The sequence below is a fragment of the Streptomyces sp. NPDC093261 genome, from assembly GCF_044753645.1.
Classification (GTDB): domain Bacteria; phylum Actinomycetota; class Actinomycetes; order Streptomycetales; family Streptomycetaceae; genus Streptomyces.
The window spans coordinates 330,070-345,319 of record NZ_JBIVNO010000002.1 but is presented as its reverse complement, the minus strand read 5'-3'; the positions used below and the strand labels follow the sequence as shown (position 1 = coordinate 345,319).

General features: G+C 71.1%; 12 protein-coding genes. 4 read left to right on the top strand and 8 right to left on the bottom strand.

Annotation, left to right across the window (positions count from 1 at the left end; all coding sequences use genetic code 11):
• Positions 1 to 492: 492 nt before the first annotated feature.
• The 4 genes from ACIP94_RS07980 to ACIP94_RS07965 are packed head-to-tail and all read right to left on the bottom strand — an operon-like array spanning position 493 to position 5,427.
• A complete protein-coding gene (locus ACIP94_RS07980) occupies positions 493 to 1,743 on the bottom strand; it encodes a hypothetical protein (RefSeq protein WP_402421116.1) in 1,251 nt (416 codons plus the stop codon).
• A 26-nt stretch (positions 1,744 to 1,769) separates the two neighbouring features.
• On the bottom strand, positions 1,770 to 2,708 hold the full coding sequence (locus tag ACIP94_RS07975) for an N-acetylneuraminate synthase family protein (protein ID WP_402421113.1): 939 nt from the start codon (positions 2,706 to 2,708) through the stop codon (positions 1,770 to 1,772).
• A 14-nt stretch (positions 2,709 to 2,722) separates the two neighbouring features.
• Positions 2,723 to 4,024, bottom strand: a complete 1,302-nt coding sequence (locus tag ACIP94_RS07970; RefSeq protein WP_402421110.1) for a cytidylyltransferase domain-containing protein — start codon at positions 4,022 to 4,024, stop codon at positions 2,723 to 2,725.
• A 41-nt stretch (positions 4,025 to 4,065) separates the two neighbouring features.
• Positions 4,066 to 5,427 (bottom strand): DUF6716 putative glycosyltransferase, encoded by a 1,362-nt coding sequence (locus tag ACIP94_RS07965; protein ID WP_402421107.1) that lies wholly within the window; start codon positions 5,425 to 5,427, stop codon positions 4,066 to 4,068.
• A gap of 198 nt (positions 5,428 to 5,625) precedes the next feature.
• On the opposite strand from ACIP94_RS07965, the gene ACIP94_RS07960 reads away from it, so the two are divergent.
• From ACIP94_RS07960 to ACIP94_RS07950, 3 genes are all read left to right on the top strand, one after another.
• Positions 5,626 to 6,603 (top strand): glycosyltransferase family 2 protein, encoded by a 978-nt coding sequence (locus tag ACIP94_RS07960; protein WP_402421106.1) that lies wholly within the window; start codon positions 5,626 to 5,628, stop codon positions 6,601 to 6,603.
• Complete coding sequence (locus ACIP94_RS07955; RefSeq protein ID WP_402421103.1) at positions 6,600 to 7,934, top strand: alpha-2,8-polysialyltransferase family protein; 1,335 nt, start codon at positions 6,600 to 6,602, stop codon at positions 7,932 to 7,934. The genes ACIP94_RS07960 and ACIP94_RS07955 overlap by 4 nt, the downstream gene beginning before the upstream one ends.
• A 216-nt stretch (positions 7,935 to 8,150) precedes the next feature.
• Positions 8,151 to 9,398, top strand: a complete 1,248-nt coding sequence (locus ACIP94_RS07950; RefSeq protein ID WP_402421101.1) for an acyltransferase family protein — start codon at positions 8,151 to 8,153, stop codon at positions 9,396 to 9,398.
• A gap of 19 nt (positions 9,399 to 9,417) precedes the next feature.
• On the opposite strand, the gene leuE is transcribed toward ACIP94_RS07950, so the two are convergent.
• The gene (leuE, locus tag ACIP94_RS07945; protein ID WP_402421099.1) at positions 9,418 to 10,071 is read right to left on the bottom strand and encodes a leucine efflux protein LeuE; all 654 of its coding nucleotides are present in this window, start codon (positions 10,069 to 10,071) and stop codon (positions 9,418 to 9,420) included.
• A 176-nt stretch (positions 10,072 to 10,247) separates the two neighbouring features.
• Positions 10,248 to 11,828: a methylmalonyl-CoA mutase gene (locus ACIP94_RS07940; RefSeq protein WP_402421096.1), complete on the bottom strand. Its 1,581-nt coding sequence runs from the start codon at positions 11,826 to 11,828 to the stop codon at positions 10,248 to 10,250.
• Between the two features lie 248 nt (positions 11,829 to 12,076).
• On the opposite strand from ACIP94_RS07940, the gene ACIP94_RS07935 reads away from it, so the two are divergent.
• On the top strand, positions 12,077 to 12,910 hold the full coding sequence (locus tag ACIP94_RS07935) for a L,D-transpeptidase family protein (protein WP_402421093.1): 834 nt from the start codon (positions 12,077 to 12,079) through the stop codon (positions 12,908 to 12,910).
• Between the two features lie 204 nt (positions 12,911 to 13,114).
• Here the strand turns inward: ACIP94_RS07935 and ACIP94_RS07930 are convergent, their stop codons facing one another.
• A complete protein-coding gene (locus ACIP94_RS07930) occupies positions 13,115 to 14,128 on the bottom strand; it encodes a hypothetical protein (protein ID WP_402421091.1) in 1,014 nt (337 codons plus the stop codon).
• Entirely contained in the window at positions 14,128 to 14,805 is a 678-nt protein-coding gene (locus tag ACIP94_RS07925) for an RNA polymerase sigma factor (protein WP_402421088.1), read from the bottom strand. The genes ACIP94_RS07930 and ACIP94_RS07925 overlap by 1 nt, the downstream gene beginning before the upstream one ends.
• Positions 14,806 to 15,250 lie beyond the last annotated feature (445 nt).

Sequence of the window (15,250 nt, the reverse complement as noted above, 5' to 3'; positions counted from 1 at the left end):
CCGGCCACGAAGGTGGAGGCGGTGTGGACATTCTCGTTCCCGCTCTCCGGTCTGTCGGACTCCGGTCTCTCGGACTCCGATCTGCCGGACTCCGATCTGTCGGATTCCGATCTGTCGGACTCCGGGCTGTCGAAGCCGGATCTGCCGGACTCCGAACTGCCGGAGGCCGACGTGTCCGAATGCGGTCGGTCGAAGTCCGGTCTGCCGGACTCCTGTGCTGTGGCCGCCACGGGTGGCCCCCCACTGTGGAAACGAATCTGCTCGCGCGCCGGTCCCCCGGCGCCGCACGGGGGAGATTCAATGGCCGGATCGTGCCTCTCCGACGCGCGATCTATGGCGAGTCGACGAACAGCACATGTCTGTTCGGTGCAAGGAGTGGAGAGATACCGGGGGTTTCCTATGAGCCGGGCACAGCGGAAAGGGCAGGCCCCGCACCGTCGGCCGACGGTCGCGGTCCCGCCCCTCAGTCCTGCGCCGGACCGGCCGGACTCCCTACGCCGAACTCGCCGAACGCGGGGAATCCGCCGGGCCCACCGCCGACAGCCGGTCCACGTCCCGGGCCGTCCCGGTCACCCCCGACAGGAAGCCCTGGGCCCTGGGTGAGGCCCGGTCCGTCAGCCAGGCCGGGTCGATGTCGCACACCGCCACTCGCACCTCCGTGCCCACCAGGGCCAGGGGGAGGGTGTGGACGACCGTGGACGGAAAGCTGAGGATCGTACGGCCGATGGGGCCGCGACGGGCGATCAGTTCCAGGGGGAGGTCCGGGCGGACCACCTCGAGGCCCACCTCGACCGCCAGCCTGTGCAGTTTCTCGGGGCTCTCGCGGCGGTGGGCGAAGTAGCGCCGTGCGCCGTGCGCCGCGGCGAGGGCGCGGACCGCCTCCAGGTAGCGCTCGCCGTCCACCACACCCGTCTCCACGAGGGAGGTGCCCACCAGGTCGGCGCCCTTGGTGAGGCGCGGCGGGCCGAAGCGTGCCCGGGTCCAGGCGAAGTCGTTCACGGTGACCGTCACCCCGGCCGGGGTCTCGTCGATCGGCATCGACGAGAACACCTCCACCGCGCGCCGCACGCTCGGCGCCAGCCGGCGCCGCGCCGAGGCCGACACCGGCGCGAAGAGCAGGTCACGAGCGCCCGGACGGCCGCCCTTGCGGTGCCAGCGCACCAGGCGCTCGCCGCGGGCGAGCTGGGCGACGAACTCCATCGTCGCCGTGCCGTCGTCCACCACCACCAGCTCGCGGGCCCGGGTGATGGTCAGCAGCAGCTGCACATAGCGGGAGAAAGGGTCCCCCATCACCACCCGGCGGGCCTGGCGCAGCAGCCGGGTGAGGCCGCCGACGGTCCGGAAGGGCGCCGCCGCGCCGCCCCGGGCCTCCTCCCAGCGGACCTCGTGGCCCTCGTCGCGGGCCAGTTCCGCCATGCGCCGCAGCTGGCCGCGGGTCATCGGGTCGGTGGGCGAGAGCACCACGAGGGTGAGCCCCTCACGAGCCGGACCCGCCGCGGACGGCGCCGCGGCCGAGGCCGCCGTACGCCCCGCGCCGGCGGCCCCCGGGCCTATCTCCGCCGTCCGCCCCGCCCCGGACCGAGGTCCGCCCTGTGCGGGGATCGACGCCCCGCGCTCGGGCGCACCGCTCCCCTGTGTGCGGAGCGCGTGCGCGTGTGCCCACTCCAGGACGTTCAGGAGCTGGACCGGGCTCTCCACGAAGGCAAGCGTGGGCTGGCCGGCGGATCCGGCGCGGGGGCTCATCGGCGTGTGACCGTCCCGTAAGGCGCTCAGACCGACACCGGCTCGCCGGCGGCCGCGGCGATCTCCGCCTCGGCGACCACGCCGGCGACGCGGCGCAGCTTCTTCATCGGGCCCAGCTCGGAGTCGTAGACCTTCTTCACGCCGTCGCCGAGCGACGCCTCGATGGTGCGGATGTCGCGGACCAGGCGCTGGAGGCCCTGCGGCTCCACCGAGGCGGCCTGGTCGGAGCCCCACATCGCGCGGTCGAGGGTGATGTGGCGCTCGACGAAGGTGGCGCCGAGGGCGACCGCCGCGAGGGTGGTCTGCAGGCCGGTCTCGTGGCCGGAGTAGCCGATCGGGACGTTCGGGTACTCCTGCTCCAGCGTGTTGATCACGCGGAGGTTGAGCTCCTCGGCCTTGGCCGGGTAGGTCGAGGTGGCGTGGCACATGAGGATGTTGTCGCTGCCCAGGACCTCGACCGCGTGGCGGATCTGCTTCGGCGTCGACATGCCGGTGGAGAGGATGACCGTGCGGCCGGTGGCGCGCAGCGCCTTCAGCAGCTCGTCGTCGGTCAGGGAGGCGGAGGCGACCTTGTGGGCCGGGACGTCGAACTTCTCCAGGAAGGCGACGGCCTCGGTGTCCCACGGGGACGCGAACCAGTCGATGCCCTTCTCCTTGCAGTACTCGTCGATCTGACGGTACTCGTCCTCACCGAACTCCACGCGGTGGCGGTAGTCGATGTAGGTCATCCGGCCCCAGGGGGTGTCCCGCTCGATGTCCCACTGGTCGCGCGGGGTGCAGATCTCGGGGGTGCGCTTCTGGAACTTGACGGCGTCGCAGCCGGCGTCGACGGCCACGTCGATCAGCTTGAAGGCGTTCTCCAGCTCACCGTTGTGGTTGATGCCGATCTCGCCGCAGACGTAGACGGGCTTGCCCGGGCCGACCTCGCGCGAACCGAACGTGCGCAGACGGGAGTAGGTGGTCATGGCAGAAGATGTCCTTACTTGGTGAGGGAATCGAGAGAGGGGCCGAGGATCCAGCTGGCGATCTCTCGGATCGCGCCGTCACCACCGGGAACGGTGGTGACCGCGCGTGCGGCGCCGCGCACGACGTCGTGGGCGCTCGCGACCGCCACGGGCCAGCCGACAAGGGCGAAGCACGGGAGGTCATTGACGTCGTTACCGACGTAGAGCACGCGCTCAGGCGCGATGCCCTGCTCCTCGCACCACTGCTTCAGTGCGAGGTCCTTGCGGTCGATTCCGTGCAGAACCGGGATCTTGAGCTTCCGGGCCCGTGCGGCGACGACCGGGTTCTGCTCCGTGGACAGGATGAGCATCGTCAGGCCGCTCTTGCGCAGCGCGGCGATGCCGAGGCCGTCCCCGCGGTGCACGGAGACGAACTCGTGTCCGTCGGAGTCGATCAGCACCCTGTCGTCGGTCTGGGTGCCGTCGAAGTCGAGTACGACCGCGTCGATGTCGGCGCGGGTCGGGAGGGCGCCGGGCCGCGCGGCGTCGAAGTGCGACGCCAGGGCGCGGGCACGGGCCAGGTCGTGCGGGTCGTCGATCTCCAGCACGCGGGCAGGGTCGGTGCGCACGAGTTCGGTGTGGCCGAAGAAGCGGTGGCGGTGCTCGCGCAGGCCGGCGGCGTCCATCGCGTACGCGGCACCGGTCTCCAGCAGGTCCTGGGGGCGATCCTGGCGGCGGGGCCGGAAGGACTTGTCGTGGTTGACGCCGTAGCCGCCGTCGGTGGCCGTGGTGTTGGCGACCCGGGTGACCCCTCCGACCTCGCCGGTGCGCTGGGAGCCGATGACGGGGGCGGGCTCGTCGGCCGCGTCACGCCAGATGAAGCCGTGGAAGGGCGCCACCGTCAGCGCGGTGTCCGCGCCGTTCTCGACGACCGCGGCGGCCACCCCGTCGACGTCCTCGCGGACGAGGAAGGGGCTGGTGCACTGGACCAGCAGCACCACGTCCACGGGCGAGCCGTGCAGCGCCTCGTGGGCCTCCATGGCGTGCAGGACCGCGTCCTCGGAGGTGGCCGTGTCACCGGCGATGGCGGCGGGGCGCAGCACGACCTCGGCACCGGCCTCACGGGCGGCGGCGGCGATCGCCTGGTCGTCGGTGGAGACCACGACGTCGGTGACGAGGCGGGCGGCCAGGCACTCGCGCACGGCGCGGGCGACCAGCGGGATCCCTCCGACCGGGGCGAGGTTCTTCGCGGGCACACCCTTGGAGCCGCCGCGCGCGGGGATCACCGCGAGCACACGGCGCACCGGCGCCGCCTGTCCCGCTTCCGGGTTGGACATGGGTTCAGCTCCTTGGAGTCCTTGGCGTGGGAACCGCGCGTTCACAGCTCCCCCATCCGTCGGATCACGGGCGCCACGCGCTGCACTCCGTGGCGGTAGGCACCGCGCGCGGCGCGGCGGACGATCTGGCGTACGGGGCTCGGCGCCTTGTCGGCGGCGGGCGCTCCGGGCAGCGGGCTGCCGTCCGGTGCGAGGTGGTGGCGGGCGAGGACGCCGGGCAGATAGCCGGGCGCCGTGACGGGGGTGTAATAGGGCGCGAGAGGCGGGAGTTCCCCGGCGGCGAGCAGCTCGGTGATGCGCCGGCGCGCCTCGTCGAAGGCGGTCGCGTAGGAGCCTGTCCCAGAGGCGGTGCCCCCGGCCGCGACGCCCTGCCGGGCCACCCACTCCGCGTTCGGCACGGGCTCGTGGCCGGCGTCGAGCTGGTCCCAGGAGGCGAGGCAGCCGGAGCCCACGAAGTGGTGGTTGCCGAGCGCCTCCCGCACCCCGAGGTCGGTGAGCACGACGGTGGGGATACGGCGGTGCAGCGACTCCAGGGCGGCCGTCGAGCTGACGGTCACCAGCAGGTCGGTGCGGTCGAGGACCTCGCCCATGTTGCCGTACACCAGGCGGAAGTTGGCCGGCAGATCCTCCTTCTGGGCCATCTTCTGGTACGGCAGCTCCTCGATGTGCGTGGTGTGCTCGCCCGGCTTGGAGCGGAGTTTGAGGAGCACCTCGCGCTCGGGGTGCCTGCGCGCGTGCCGGACCAGCCTCTCCAGCAGGTACGCACGGTCCTTGCGGCTCTCCGGCACGGAGGGCTGCGCGGCGAAGACGACCGTGTAGGGGTCCTTCTTCTCGTAGGCGGCGCCCCCGAGGAAGGGCAGCGCCACCTCGGTCACCGACGAGGCGTCGGCGCCCACTCCCTCGTACACCGCGCGGAAGCGCTCGGCGTCCTGGCGGGAGTTGGCGAGCACGAGGTCCGCGCCGTGCCGCAGCAGCAGGCCGTCGGCGAGCTTCTCGTAGACGACGCCGACATAGCCGGTGACGACCACGGGACGGCGAACGCGTCCCCGCCAGGCGTGGGCCAGTCCGTGCAGCATCGCCTGGACACCACCGCCGACGAGGGCGAGCACGAGGACGTCGTAGCTCTCCTCCGTCATCTCGCGCAGGAACTCGACGGCGGTCACCTCGCGGAGGGAGTGCGCGCGGACGCCGACCTCCTCGAGCTGGCGGGCGGTGGGGGTGGCACGACCCCTCAGGAGGAAACCATCAAGCCTTATGCTCGAATCACCCCTTTCGGGCGATTCGCTGGAATCGGTGAACTCCGCCGGCGAGATGCGGTTCGCGGTGAGCGCACCCCATTTCCACCGGGTGTCGGAATCGGCTAGGACGGCGACCCGAAGGGACTTCGCGGTACTTGCTGGCACGTCGAAGACGCTAGGAAGCGATTCCGATGCTCAGCCCAACCGGAATGCAACAAAGGGTTAACAGCACACCGCCGAACGGCGAATCAGGGCGCGAAACTCCGATGAAACAGCGTGGTTCACTGTTCTGCCACGCGTCGTTCACCTGACATCAAGCCGCCGGTCAAGACGAATGCCGGGCCGCCGCCTAACGTCACAGGGGTGGTCAAGCTCTCCGTCATCGTGCCGTTCTACAACGTGCAGCAATACGCGCCAGACACCCTGAAGAGCCTGCGGGCGAACGCGCGTGAGGACTTCGAATTCATTCTCGTCGACGACTGCTCGCGCGACGAGACCCCGGACATCCTCGCGCGCGCCGAGCACGAGCTGCCAGGCGCGGTGCATGTCCGCCACGAGAAGAACGGAGGACTGGCGACCGCACGCAACACGGGTATCGACAAGGCGCGCGGCGAGTACCTCACGTTCCTCGACGGGGACGACTGGCTCGCCCCCGGCTACTACCCCCAACTGGTCGCCGCCATGGAGGAGTTGGGCTGCGACTTCATCCGCACCGACCATGTGCAGAGCACCGCCCGGGCGCGCACCATCAACCGGGTGCCGCAGGGCAGGCGCGGGGTGGTGATGAACCCGCGCGACGCGATCCTGCCCGCGGACCGCTCCACCTCCGTCGACTACGCGTACGCGTGGGCGGGCATCTACCACCGCCGGCTCGTCGACCGCGGTCTGCTGCACTTCACCGACGGACTGCGCACGGCGGAGGACCGGCCGTGGATCTGGAAGCTGCACCGGGAGGCGGAGTCCTTCGCCACGGTGGGGCTGCTCGGTGTCTTCTACCGTCGTGGTGTCGCCTCCTCACTCACCCAGATCGGCGACGTACGCCAGCTGGACTTCATTCGTGCGTTCGACCAAGTGGTGGCCGAAACGGCCCAGGACCGGGACGCGGATAAACTCCTCCCGAAAGCCGTTCGCACATATTGCGCAATCATTTCCCATCATCTGGGATCCATCGAAAGGTTCGAGCCCGCGGTGGCACGGAAACTGAAGTCGATGAGCGCTGCCGCGCTACGGCGCATGCCGCAGGATGTCCTCGAGGAGGCCCTCGACTCCATGGACATCCAGCGGGCCTCGCGCCTGCGCCGGCTGCGCCGCCGTCCCGCCTCCTCGGGGGTGGCCGCGTGACGACGCAGATCTTCCTGGCGTCGACGCTCTACGGCACGGCGACCCTGGCCGCGGCGCTGGACAGCGACTGCTTCGCGCCCGCCGACCGGCGCATACTCCTCGTCTGCAACAACGCGGCGACGCCCGAGACGACGCCCGCCCTGGACGAGATGCCCGGCTTCGAGCTCCTGCGCGGCCGCTTCGACGACGTCATCTCCTGGAACGAGACCATCTCCCCGTTCCACCCCGGCGGCTGGGCCCCCCGGCTCGACGACGTTCCACTCTGGGAGCGGTATCTCCGGCTCCTGTGGAACCTCGGCGACGACGCCATCGAGCTGGCCGTCGAGTCGATCCAGGTCAACCCGTCGCTCGGCTTCTGCCAGATCTTCACCGGCGCGCCCGTCACGGTGTACGCGGACGGCCTGATGAGCTACGGCCCCACCCGCAACAAGATCGACCCGCTGGTCGGCACGCGCGTCGACCGCCTGCTCCACCTGGACCTGGTGCCGGGTCTGAAGCCGATGCTGCTCACCGAGTTCGGGGTCGAGCCGGAGATCGTGCCGACGGACGCGTTCGCCAAGGTCCTCACCGAACTGGAGAGCACCGCCGACACGCTGCCGTCCCTCGACACTCCGGCGTTGCTGCTCGGCCAGTACCTCTCCGCGCTCGGCATCCTCACCGCCGAGGAGGAGGAGGACCTGCACGTGCGGATGCTGAAGGGCGCGGTCGTGCTCGGGCACACCCGGGTGGTGTTCAAGCCGCACCCGACGGCCCCGGCGCGCTGGTCGCGCATCCTGGAGAAGGAGGCGGAGAAACTCGGCGCCGATCTGACGGTGCTCGAGACCCCCGTCCTCGCCGAGGTCCTCTACCAGCGCATGCGTCCGTCGCTGGTCGTGGGCTGCTTCTCCACCGCGCTGCTCACCGCCTCCGCGCTCTACGGCCTCCCGGTCGCCCGTATCGGCACCGAGACCCTCCTGGAGCGTCTGACGCCGTACGAGAACAGCAACCGCGTCCCCGTCACAATCGTCGACGCGCTGCTGCCCGAGCTCACCAACCGCACGGCGGTGACCAAGCAGCGCCAGGGCATGACCGTCGAGTCCCTCAACGCCCTTGTGCGCGCCGTGGGCTTCGCGATGCAGCCGAAGATCTACCCGGGTCTGCGCGCCGAGGCCGAGAAGTATCTGACCAGGCACCTCGGCCCCCACACCTGGCGGTACTTCAAGCGGCGCCGGCTCACCTCGCTGGCGCTGCCCGGCGGTATCCCCGTCCAGCTCGCGTTCATCCCGCGCAACGCGACCGTCCGCAAGGTCGCCCGCCGGGCCCGGGAACTGCGCCGCGGCACCAAGCGCTGACACCCGCCACCGGTGCCCCCGTCACAGTGACCGGGACGGGGGCGTCGTGCTGCCGTGCGACGGCGGGCGCCCTGGGCGCGGGCCCCATGAGGCCTTTGTCAGTTCGGGCCTCGGTGTCATGGATCGGGGGCCACCGGGTAGGCGCACCGCGCCTGTCGCCCGCCCTACACCGCGGCAGGACGTCCCCCGCCTGCTGCCTCGCCGAGAGAGTCCAGCATGACCACGTCCGAGCAGACCATGGCCTCCCACCACCCGGGCCCCACACCTTCCCCCACCGCCCCGGGCACCACACCCTCGCGCACCGCCCCGGTCCCGACGCCTCCCCTGTCCCAGGCCGCCGGCCCGTCGCCCACTTCCCCGCCGTCCCCCACTCCCCCGCCGTCCCCCGTCCTCCCCCGCGGCGGCGGCTCCCGGCTGCGCGCCCTCGACGGGCTACGACTGGTGGCCGCGCTTATGGTGGCGGCCTACCACTACGGCGGCCGCGACGGCGAGGTCGCCCAGGCCTGGGGCACCTCACCGCGCCACCAATTCCCCACCCTGCACTCTCTCTTCGCCTACGGCTGTCTGGGCGTGCAGGTGTTCTTCGTGATCAGCGGCTTCGTCATATGCATGAGCGGCTGGGGCCGTCCCCTGCGCTCGTTCTTCGCCTCCCGCGCCGCCCGGCTGCTGCCCGCGTACTGGGCCGCGATCGTCCTGGTGACGGCGGTGTTCGCGCTGCCGGTGGTGGCGTACAAGGCCGTCTCGCCGAGCGACGCCCTGGTGAATCTGACGCTGATGCAGCAGCCGCTCGGTGTGGACCGCGTCCTCGGCGTCTGCTGGACCCTGTGGGCGGAGATCCGCTTCTACGCCCTGTTCGCCCTGTGCATCGTGCTGCCGGGAGCGAACCGGCAGCGCGTGATCCTCTTCTGCGCCTGCTGGACCCTGGCGGCGGCGGTCGCGCAGGGCGCACAGCAACCACTGCTGGACATCGTCCTGATGCCCGAGTACGCGCCGTTCTTCATCGGCGGCATCGGCCTGTATCTCGTGCACCGCGACCGGCGCGACGCGTACGCGTGGGGCATCGTGGCCGTGAGCTGGCTCATAGGACAGCACTACGCGGTGCGTGGCCTGTGGCACGCCGCTAACGCGCCCGGCTTCTCCTACCGCAGCGCCTACGGCATCATCCTGGTCGTCACCCTGGGCTTCCTCGCCGTCGCCGCGATCGCGCTGGGCCTGCTCGGCTGGGCGAACTGGCGCTGGCTGACCGTCGCCGGCGCGCTGACGTACCCCTTCTACCTCGTCCACGAACACCTGGGCTGGGTCGTCATACACGCCCTGCACCAAGGGCTGGACATACCGTCCTACGGCGTGTTCCTGCTGACGGTCGCCGCCATGCTGCTGCTGGCCTGGCTGCTCAACCGGTTCGTGGAGGAGCGGCTCACACCGAGGATCCGCAGGGCCCTGACGCGGCCACGGCCCGTCTGATCGCGTTCGGGAACGGTTGTTACCCGCTCGCCAGCGACAGCTTCACCGCGAAGCCGAGGAAGAGGGCTCCCGCCGCCGAGGTGGCCCCCGCCGACAGACGCCTGCGTCGGCGGAAGGCCGCCGCCAGGCGCGTACCGCTGAATATCAGCGCGGTGAGGTAGAGGAAGCTGGCGAGCTGGGCGAAGGCGCCGAGGACGACGAAGGAGAGCGCCGGGTAGCGGTAGGCCGGATCGACGAACTGCACGAAGAAGGCGACGAAGAACAGGATCGCCTTGGGGTTGAACAGGCTGACCACCAGGGCGCGGCGGTAGGGCCGCTCGACGGCGGCGGTGGCGGCGGCCGGGGCCTCCTCCACGCTCTTGTCCCGCCGGGTCCGCCACATCCCCCAGGCGGCGCGCAGCATCCCGATGGCGAGCCACGTCAGATACCCGGCCCCGGCGTACTTCACGATCCCGAACAGCACGGCGTTCGCCTTGAGCAGCGAGGCGACTCCGGCCGCGGACAGCGTCATCAGCACGGTGTCCCCGCACCACACACCGGCCGCGGCGGTGTATCCGGCGCGCACACCGCGCCGGGCGGCGACGGAGAGGACGTAGAGGGAGTTGGGGCCGGGCAGGAGCACGATCAGGACGAGTCCTGCCAGGTAGGTGGGGAGATCGATGACGCCGAACATGGACAGGAGTGTCGCACGGGGGTACGACAGTCCGGTTGGGGGTCCGGCGGGCGAGACGGTCAGCCGTCAAGGAGGGTGCCGACGGAGAGTTCTCCTTTTCCGGGCTCACTCTGCACGAGAGGAACCGGGGCGGCCGGATTCCGCTCCCGGTTCCTCATGCGGATGAAAATCCCGGCTCAGAAGGCATCGGAAGGGACGTAGGTGCCCCACACCTCGCGCAGGGCGTTGCAGACCTCGCCGACGGTGGCGCGGGCCTTGAGGGCGTTCTTCATCGGGTAGAGGACGTTGTCCTCGCCCTGGGCGGCCTTCTTCAGGTCCGCCAGCGCGGTGTCCACGGCCTGCTGGTCGCGTTCGGCGCGCAGCTTCGCCAGGCGTTCGGCCTGCTGGGCCTCGATCGCCGGGTCGACGCGCAGCGGCTCATAGGGCTCTTCCTCATCGAGCTGGAACCGGTTGACACCGACCACGACCCGCTCACCGGAATCGGTCTCCTGCGCGATGCGGTACGCGTTGCGCTCGATCTCCCGCTTCTGGAAACCGTGCTCGATCGCCGACACCGCGCCGCCGAGGTCCTCGACCTTGCGCATCAGCTCCAGCGTCGCGGCCTCGACCTCGTCCGTCATCCTCTCGATCACATAGCTGCCCGCGAACGGATCGACCGTCGCCGTCACGTCCGTCTCGTAGGCCAGGACCTGCTGCGTACGCAGCGCCAGCCGCGCGGACTTGTCCGTCGGCAGCGCGATCGCCTCGTCGAAGGAGTTCGTGTGCAGCGACTGGGTGCCGCCGAGCACCGCGGCCAGCCCCTGCACCGCCACCCGCACCAGGTTCACCTCCGGCTGCTGCGCCGTCAGCTGCACCCCCGCCGTCTGCGTGTGGAACCGCAGCATCATCGACTTCGGGTTCTCGGCCCCGAACTCCTCCCGCATCACCCGCGCCCAGATCCGCCGCGCCGCCCGGAACTTGGCGACCTCCTCCAGGATCGTCGTCCGCGCCACGAAGAAGAACGACAGGCGCGGCGCGAAGTCGTCCACGTCCATCCCGGCCGCGACCGCGGTGCGCACGTACTCGATGCCGTCCGCCAGGGTGAACGCGATCTCCTGCGCGGGCGAGGCCCCCGCCTCGGCCATGTGATAGCCCGAGATCGAGATCGTGTTCCACTTCGGCATCTCGGCCCGGCAGTACCTGAAGATGTCCGCGATCAGCCGCAGCGACGGCTTGGGCGGGAAGATGTACGTCCCGCGGGCGATGTACTCCTTCAGCACATCGTTCTGGATCGTGCCCGTCAGCTTCCCCGCCGGCACCCCCTGCTCCTCGGCCACCAGCTGGTACAGCAGGAGCAGCAGCGCCGCCGGAGCGTTGATCGTCATCGACGTCGACACCTTGTCCAGCGGGATCCCGCCGAACAGCACCCGCATGTCGTCGACCGAGTCGATGGCCACCCCGACCTTGCCGACCTCACCGTGGGCGATCGGCGCGTCGGAGTCGTGCCCCATCTGCGTCGGCAGATCGAAGGCGACCGACAACCCCATCGTCCCGTTGGCGATGAGCTGCTTGTACCGGGCGTTGGACTCCGTCGCCGTACCGAAACCCGCGTACTGCCGCATCGTCCACGGACGGCCCGTGTACATGCTCGGATACACACCCCGCGTGAACGGGTACGCGCCCGGATCACCCAGCTTCTCCGCCGCGTCCCAGCCCTCCAGGGCGTCCGGTCCGTACACCGGCTCGATGGGCAGCCCCGACTCCGACTCGCGCGTCATGGTGTGTGCCTCCGCGTTGCTTCGTCACCCGCTGGATGACCCGGCTTTGGTTACTCGCCAGTAGACGACTCTCGCCACGGACTGTAGTGGCGGGCGTGCGCCCCGTGGAGATCCGTCGGCTGGGACCTTGCTCACAACCATGCTCCTTGGTTCGGCGGCGGTCACGCAGGGGGAGCATCTCGGGGACGCGAGGGGACGCCGGAAAGCGGTGGGCCGGCGGAGGCGGGCACGGACAAGGGGGATCGGGCATGCGTACGGAGCACTGGGGACGATCGCTTGCCGCGGCGGCCGGGGTTGCCGCGCTCGTCGCGGGGGTCGCCGGCTGCACGGCACAGCCCCCGAACGCCCAAGGGGGTGACGGCAAGCGCCGCTCGCTGGTGCACATCGAGATCCCGCGGGCACCCTCCGGCACCGGCACCCGGGGCGCCACGCCCACCCCGAGGCCCCGGTCCGCGGCCGTACTGGCACGCGGGGACTCGGGCCTCCAGGTGCGCGAGCTCCAGGCCCGGCTGCGCCAGGTCGACTGGCTGTTCGACGGCCCGACAGGAACGTACGACGACCTCACCGAGAACGCCGTCAAAGGATTCCAGGGCAAGCGGGGCCTGCCGCCCACGGGCGAGGTGGACCCGGTCACCTGGCAGCGGCTGGTGACGATGACGCACCGGCCCGGGAAGTGGGAGCTGTATCTGATGGGCGGACAGCCGGCCGCCGCGCCGGACCCGCGCTGTCTGACGGGCCGGGTGCTGTGCATCAGCAAGGGCAGCCGGACGCTGCGCTGGATGATCGACGGACAGACGCTGTCGACGATGGCGGTCCGCTTCGGCACGCAGTACACACCCACCCGCGAGGGTGTGTTCCGGATCTACTGGAAGTCACGCCACCATGTGTCCACGCTCTACGACGCTCCCATGCCGTACGCGATGTTCTTCAGCGGTGGCGAGGCGGTGCACTACTCGTACGACTTCGCGGCGCGCGGATACGCCGGAGGCTCCCACGGCTGTGTGAACGTACGGGACGAGACCGCGATCGCGGCGCTGTTCGCCCAGGTGAGGACGGGCGACAAGGTGGTCGTCAGCTGGTGAGGGCGGCCTGCGGCGAACGTGTGGGGCGCGGGCGGGACCGGGGGAACGTGTCCCGCCCGCGCCGAAAGCACGAGCCGTGGGTACGGGGGGAACCCCGGCTCTGTGCGACGGCCGATGACCAGTCGGCTCACTCAGTACTGCGTCGCGGGGGCCAAAAGTGTCACACCCCGATGGAAGAAAATTCAAAAAACACGAAACCGCAGGTCAGGCGGGGTTGGGGGACGACAGGGCGGAGATCGGCGCAGGCGAGGCACCCGCCGGGTCGCCGAACAGACCGCTGGTGCCGGGCCGTATGTGACCGCCGCCGTCGCCGCCACCACCGTGGTCGCCGCCTTGGCCGTTCTCGCCGCCGCCGTCGCCGCTCCGGCCGTTACCATCCCGGCCGGATCCCTGGCCGCCGTCGCCGCCCGTGCGGTCCTCGCCGCCGCCGAGCACGCCCTTGCAGAAGGTCTTCACCCGGTCGCTGCCGCCGGCCGCGTCCTGGAGGGCGCGCAGCCGGTCACCCCGCAGTTCCCTGCCGACGGTCACCTCACGGCAGGACGAGCGCAGAGCGGTCCACCAGTCCCGGGTGTGGCCGGTCGGACGGTCGTCGCTCGAGCTCGCCGAGCCGCTCGCGGCGGGGCCGGCGCCCGCCTCCTCGCGCGAGGAACCGCCCGGCGTGGGCCCGCCGGCGTCCGGCGGCACGGATCCGCCGTCGGTCTCCGTCATGCCGGGGGTCGGCGAGAGCTTCGGCTGCGGCGGGGAGACGGCCGCCGAAACGGACGCCTCGGGTCCCGGCTCCCCCTGGAAGGGCGTTGGCAGGACTCCGGTTCCGGCCGCGACCGCGACTCCGCCGATCATCCCGGCGGCCAGCGCGGCGGCCAGTCCGAACCGCAGAGGGCGCCCCCAGCGGGTCCTTCGGCCGTTTGCGGCGGAACGCCCGAGGCATACCAGCCCGGCGTCGTCGGCCCGTGAGGCGGCATACGCGGGGTGAGGCCGGCCGAGTGCCCCGCGAGCCTGGTCCGCGCCGGTGCGCGAGGCCCGGAACGCGGCCAGCGCGGCGGCCTCGCCCGGCAGTTCCGCGCTGGTCGGCGCGGGTGCGGCGGCGAGCGCGGCCAGGGTTTCGGCAAGCCTTTCGGCCTGGTCCCTGGCGTCGTCGTCGACGGCCTCCAGCGGCTCTCCGCGCAGCAGACGCTCCGCCGCGTCGCCGTCCAGCCACCTGTACTGCTCGTCGGCCATCACATGTCCCTCTGCGTCCGCGAACGCATATGCGTCACACCGGCAGACGTCACCGCGTGCCTGTGCGTTCCACGTTGGGGGGGCATGGCGCCGAGCACGCCGGCCGATTCCGGATCCGTCTCCGGACCGGCGGCACCGATCAGTTCCGCGAGCCGTTTGAGGCCACGGTGGGCCGCGGTGCGGACGGCCCCGGGCCGCTTGCCGAGTGTCTCGGCCGCGGACTTGGCGTCGAGGCCCACGACCACGCGCAGCACCACGGCCTCCGCCTGGTCCTGCGGGAGCTGGGCGATGAGGTCGAGGGTACGGCCGGTGGCCAGGGCCTCTATGGCCTCGCCCGCCGTGTCGGACTCGGCCGCCTTGCCGGTCAGTTCCGTCTCGTCGCCGCCGATCGCGGGGCGGCGCCCGCGCATCCGTATGTGGTCGAGCGCGCGGTTGCGGGCGATCCGGGCCGCCCAGCCGCGGAACCGGTCGGCGTCGCCGCTGAACCGCTCCAGGTCCCGGGCGATCTGCAGCCATGCCTCGGAGGTGACGTCCTCCGCGTCCGGGTCACCGACCAGCGTCCGCACATATCCGAGCAGCCGTGGGTGTACGGCGCGGTACACGGTCCGGAACGCGGTCTCGTCCCCGGCCTGGGCCGCAAGCACCGCGGCCGTCAACTCCGCGTCGTCCCCCAGCACCCGAACTGCCCCTCTGTGCGCCTCAGCCCGCACGCTCCCGCGGACCGGGTTCTCGCTGTCGTGATTCCTCATCGTTCGTTGCGGTCTGCGGCCGCTCGAGATGTGCGGCGGATCCTCTCCCCCGATTTGCTGATCATCCGCGGTCGGCGCGAAAGGCACGTTACGACTTGAAACCACTCCACGTCCATGTCCGCACACCGCGCAACCAACCCGTGACGCGGCGGGGTGTGACACAAAACGCATCCACGGCGCTGTAGAGAGTACGGGCCGCCGCGCGGCCCGTACCGCGCGACGGCCGGGGCCTCTCCTGTGGGGGGTGGCGGCCCCGGCCGTTGCCATCGGTGCGCTGAACGAGCCCTTACGGGGGCGGCACGGACCGGCGTACGGGGTACGCGATTTCTCTATCTCTTCTTACCCGCGTGCGGCCTTGGCGGGCTTCGCGGAC

Excerpts from the sequence above, each read along its gene's own strand:
- ACIP94_RS07930 (WP_402421091.1), bottom strand. The coding sequence starts at position 14,128 with ATGGCCGACGAGCAGTACAGGTGGCTGGACGGCGACGCGGCGGAGCGT.
- ACIP94_RS07970 (WP_402421110.1), bottom strand. The coding sequence starts at position 4,024 with ATGTCCAACCCGGAAGCGGGACAGGCGGCGCCGGTGCGCCGTGTGCTC.
- ACIP94_RS07980 (WP_402421116.1), bottom strand. The coding sequence starts at position 1,743 with ATGAGCCCCCGCGCCGGATCCGCCGGCCAGCCCACGCTTGCCTTCGTG.
- ACIP94_RS07940 (WP_402421096.1), bottom strand. The coding sequence starts at position 11,828 with ATGACGCGCGAGTCGGAGTCGGGGCTGCCCATCGAGCCGGTGTACGGA.
- leuE (WP_402421099.1), bottom strand. The coding sequence starts at position 10,071 with ATGTTCGGCGTCATCGATCTCCCCACCTACCTGGCAGGACTCGTCCTG.
- ACIP94_RS07950 (WP_402421101.1), top strand. The coding sequence starts at position 8,151 with ATGACCACGTCCGAGCAGACCATGGCCTCCCACCACCCGGGCCCCACA.
- ACIP94_RS07935 (WP_402421093.1), top strand. The coding sequence starts at position 12,077 with ATGCGTACGGAGCACTGGGGACGATCGCTTGCCGCGGCGGCCGGGGTT.
- ACIP94_RS07975 (WP_402421113.1), bottom strand. The coding sequence starts at position 2,708 with ATGACCACCTACTCCCGTCTGCGCACGTTCGGTTCGCGCGAGGTCGGC.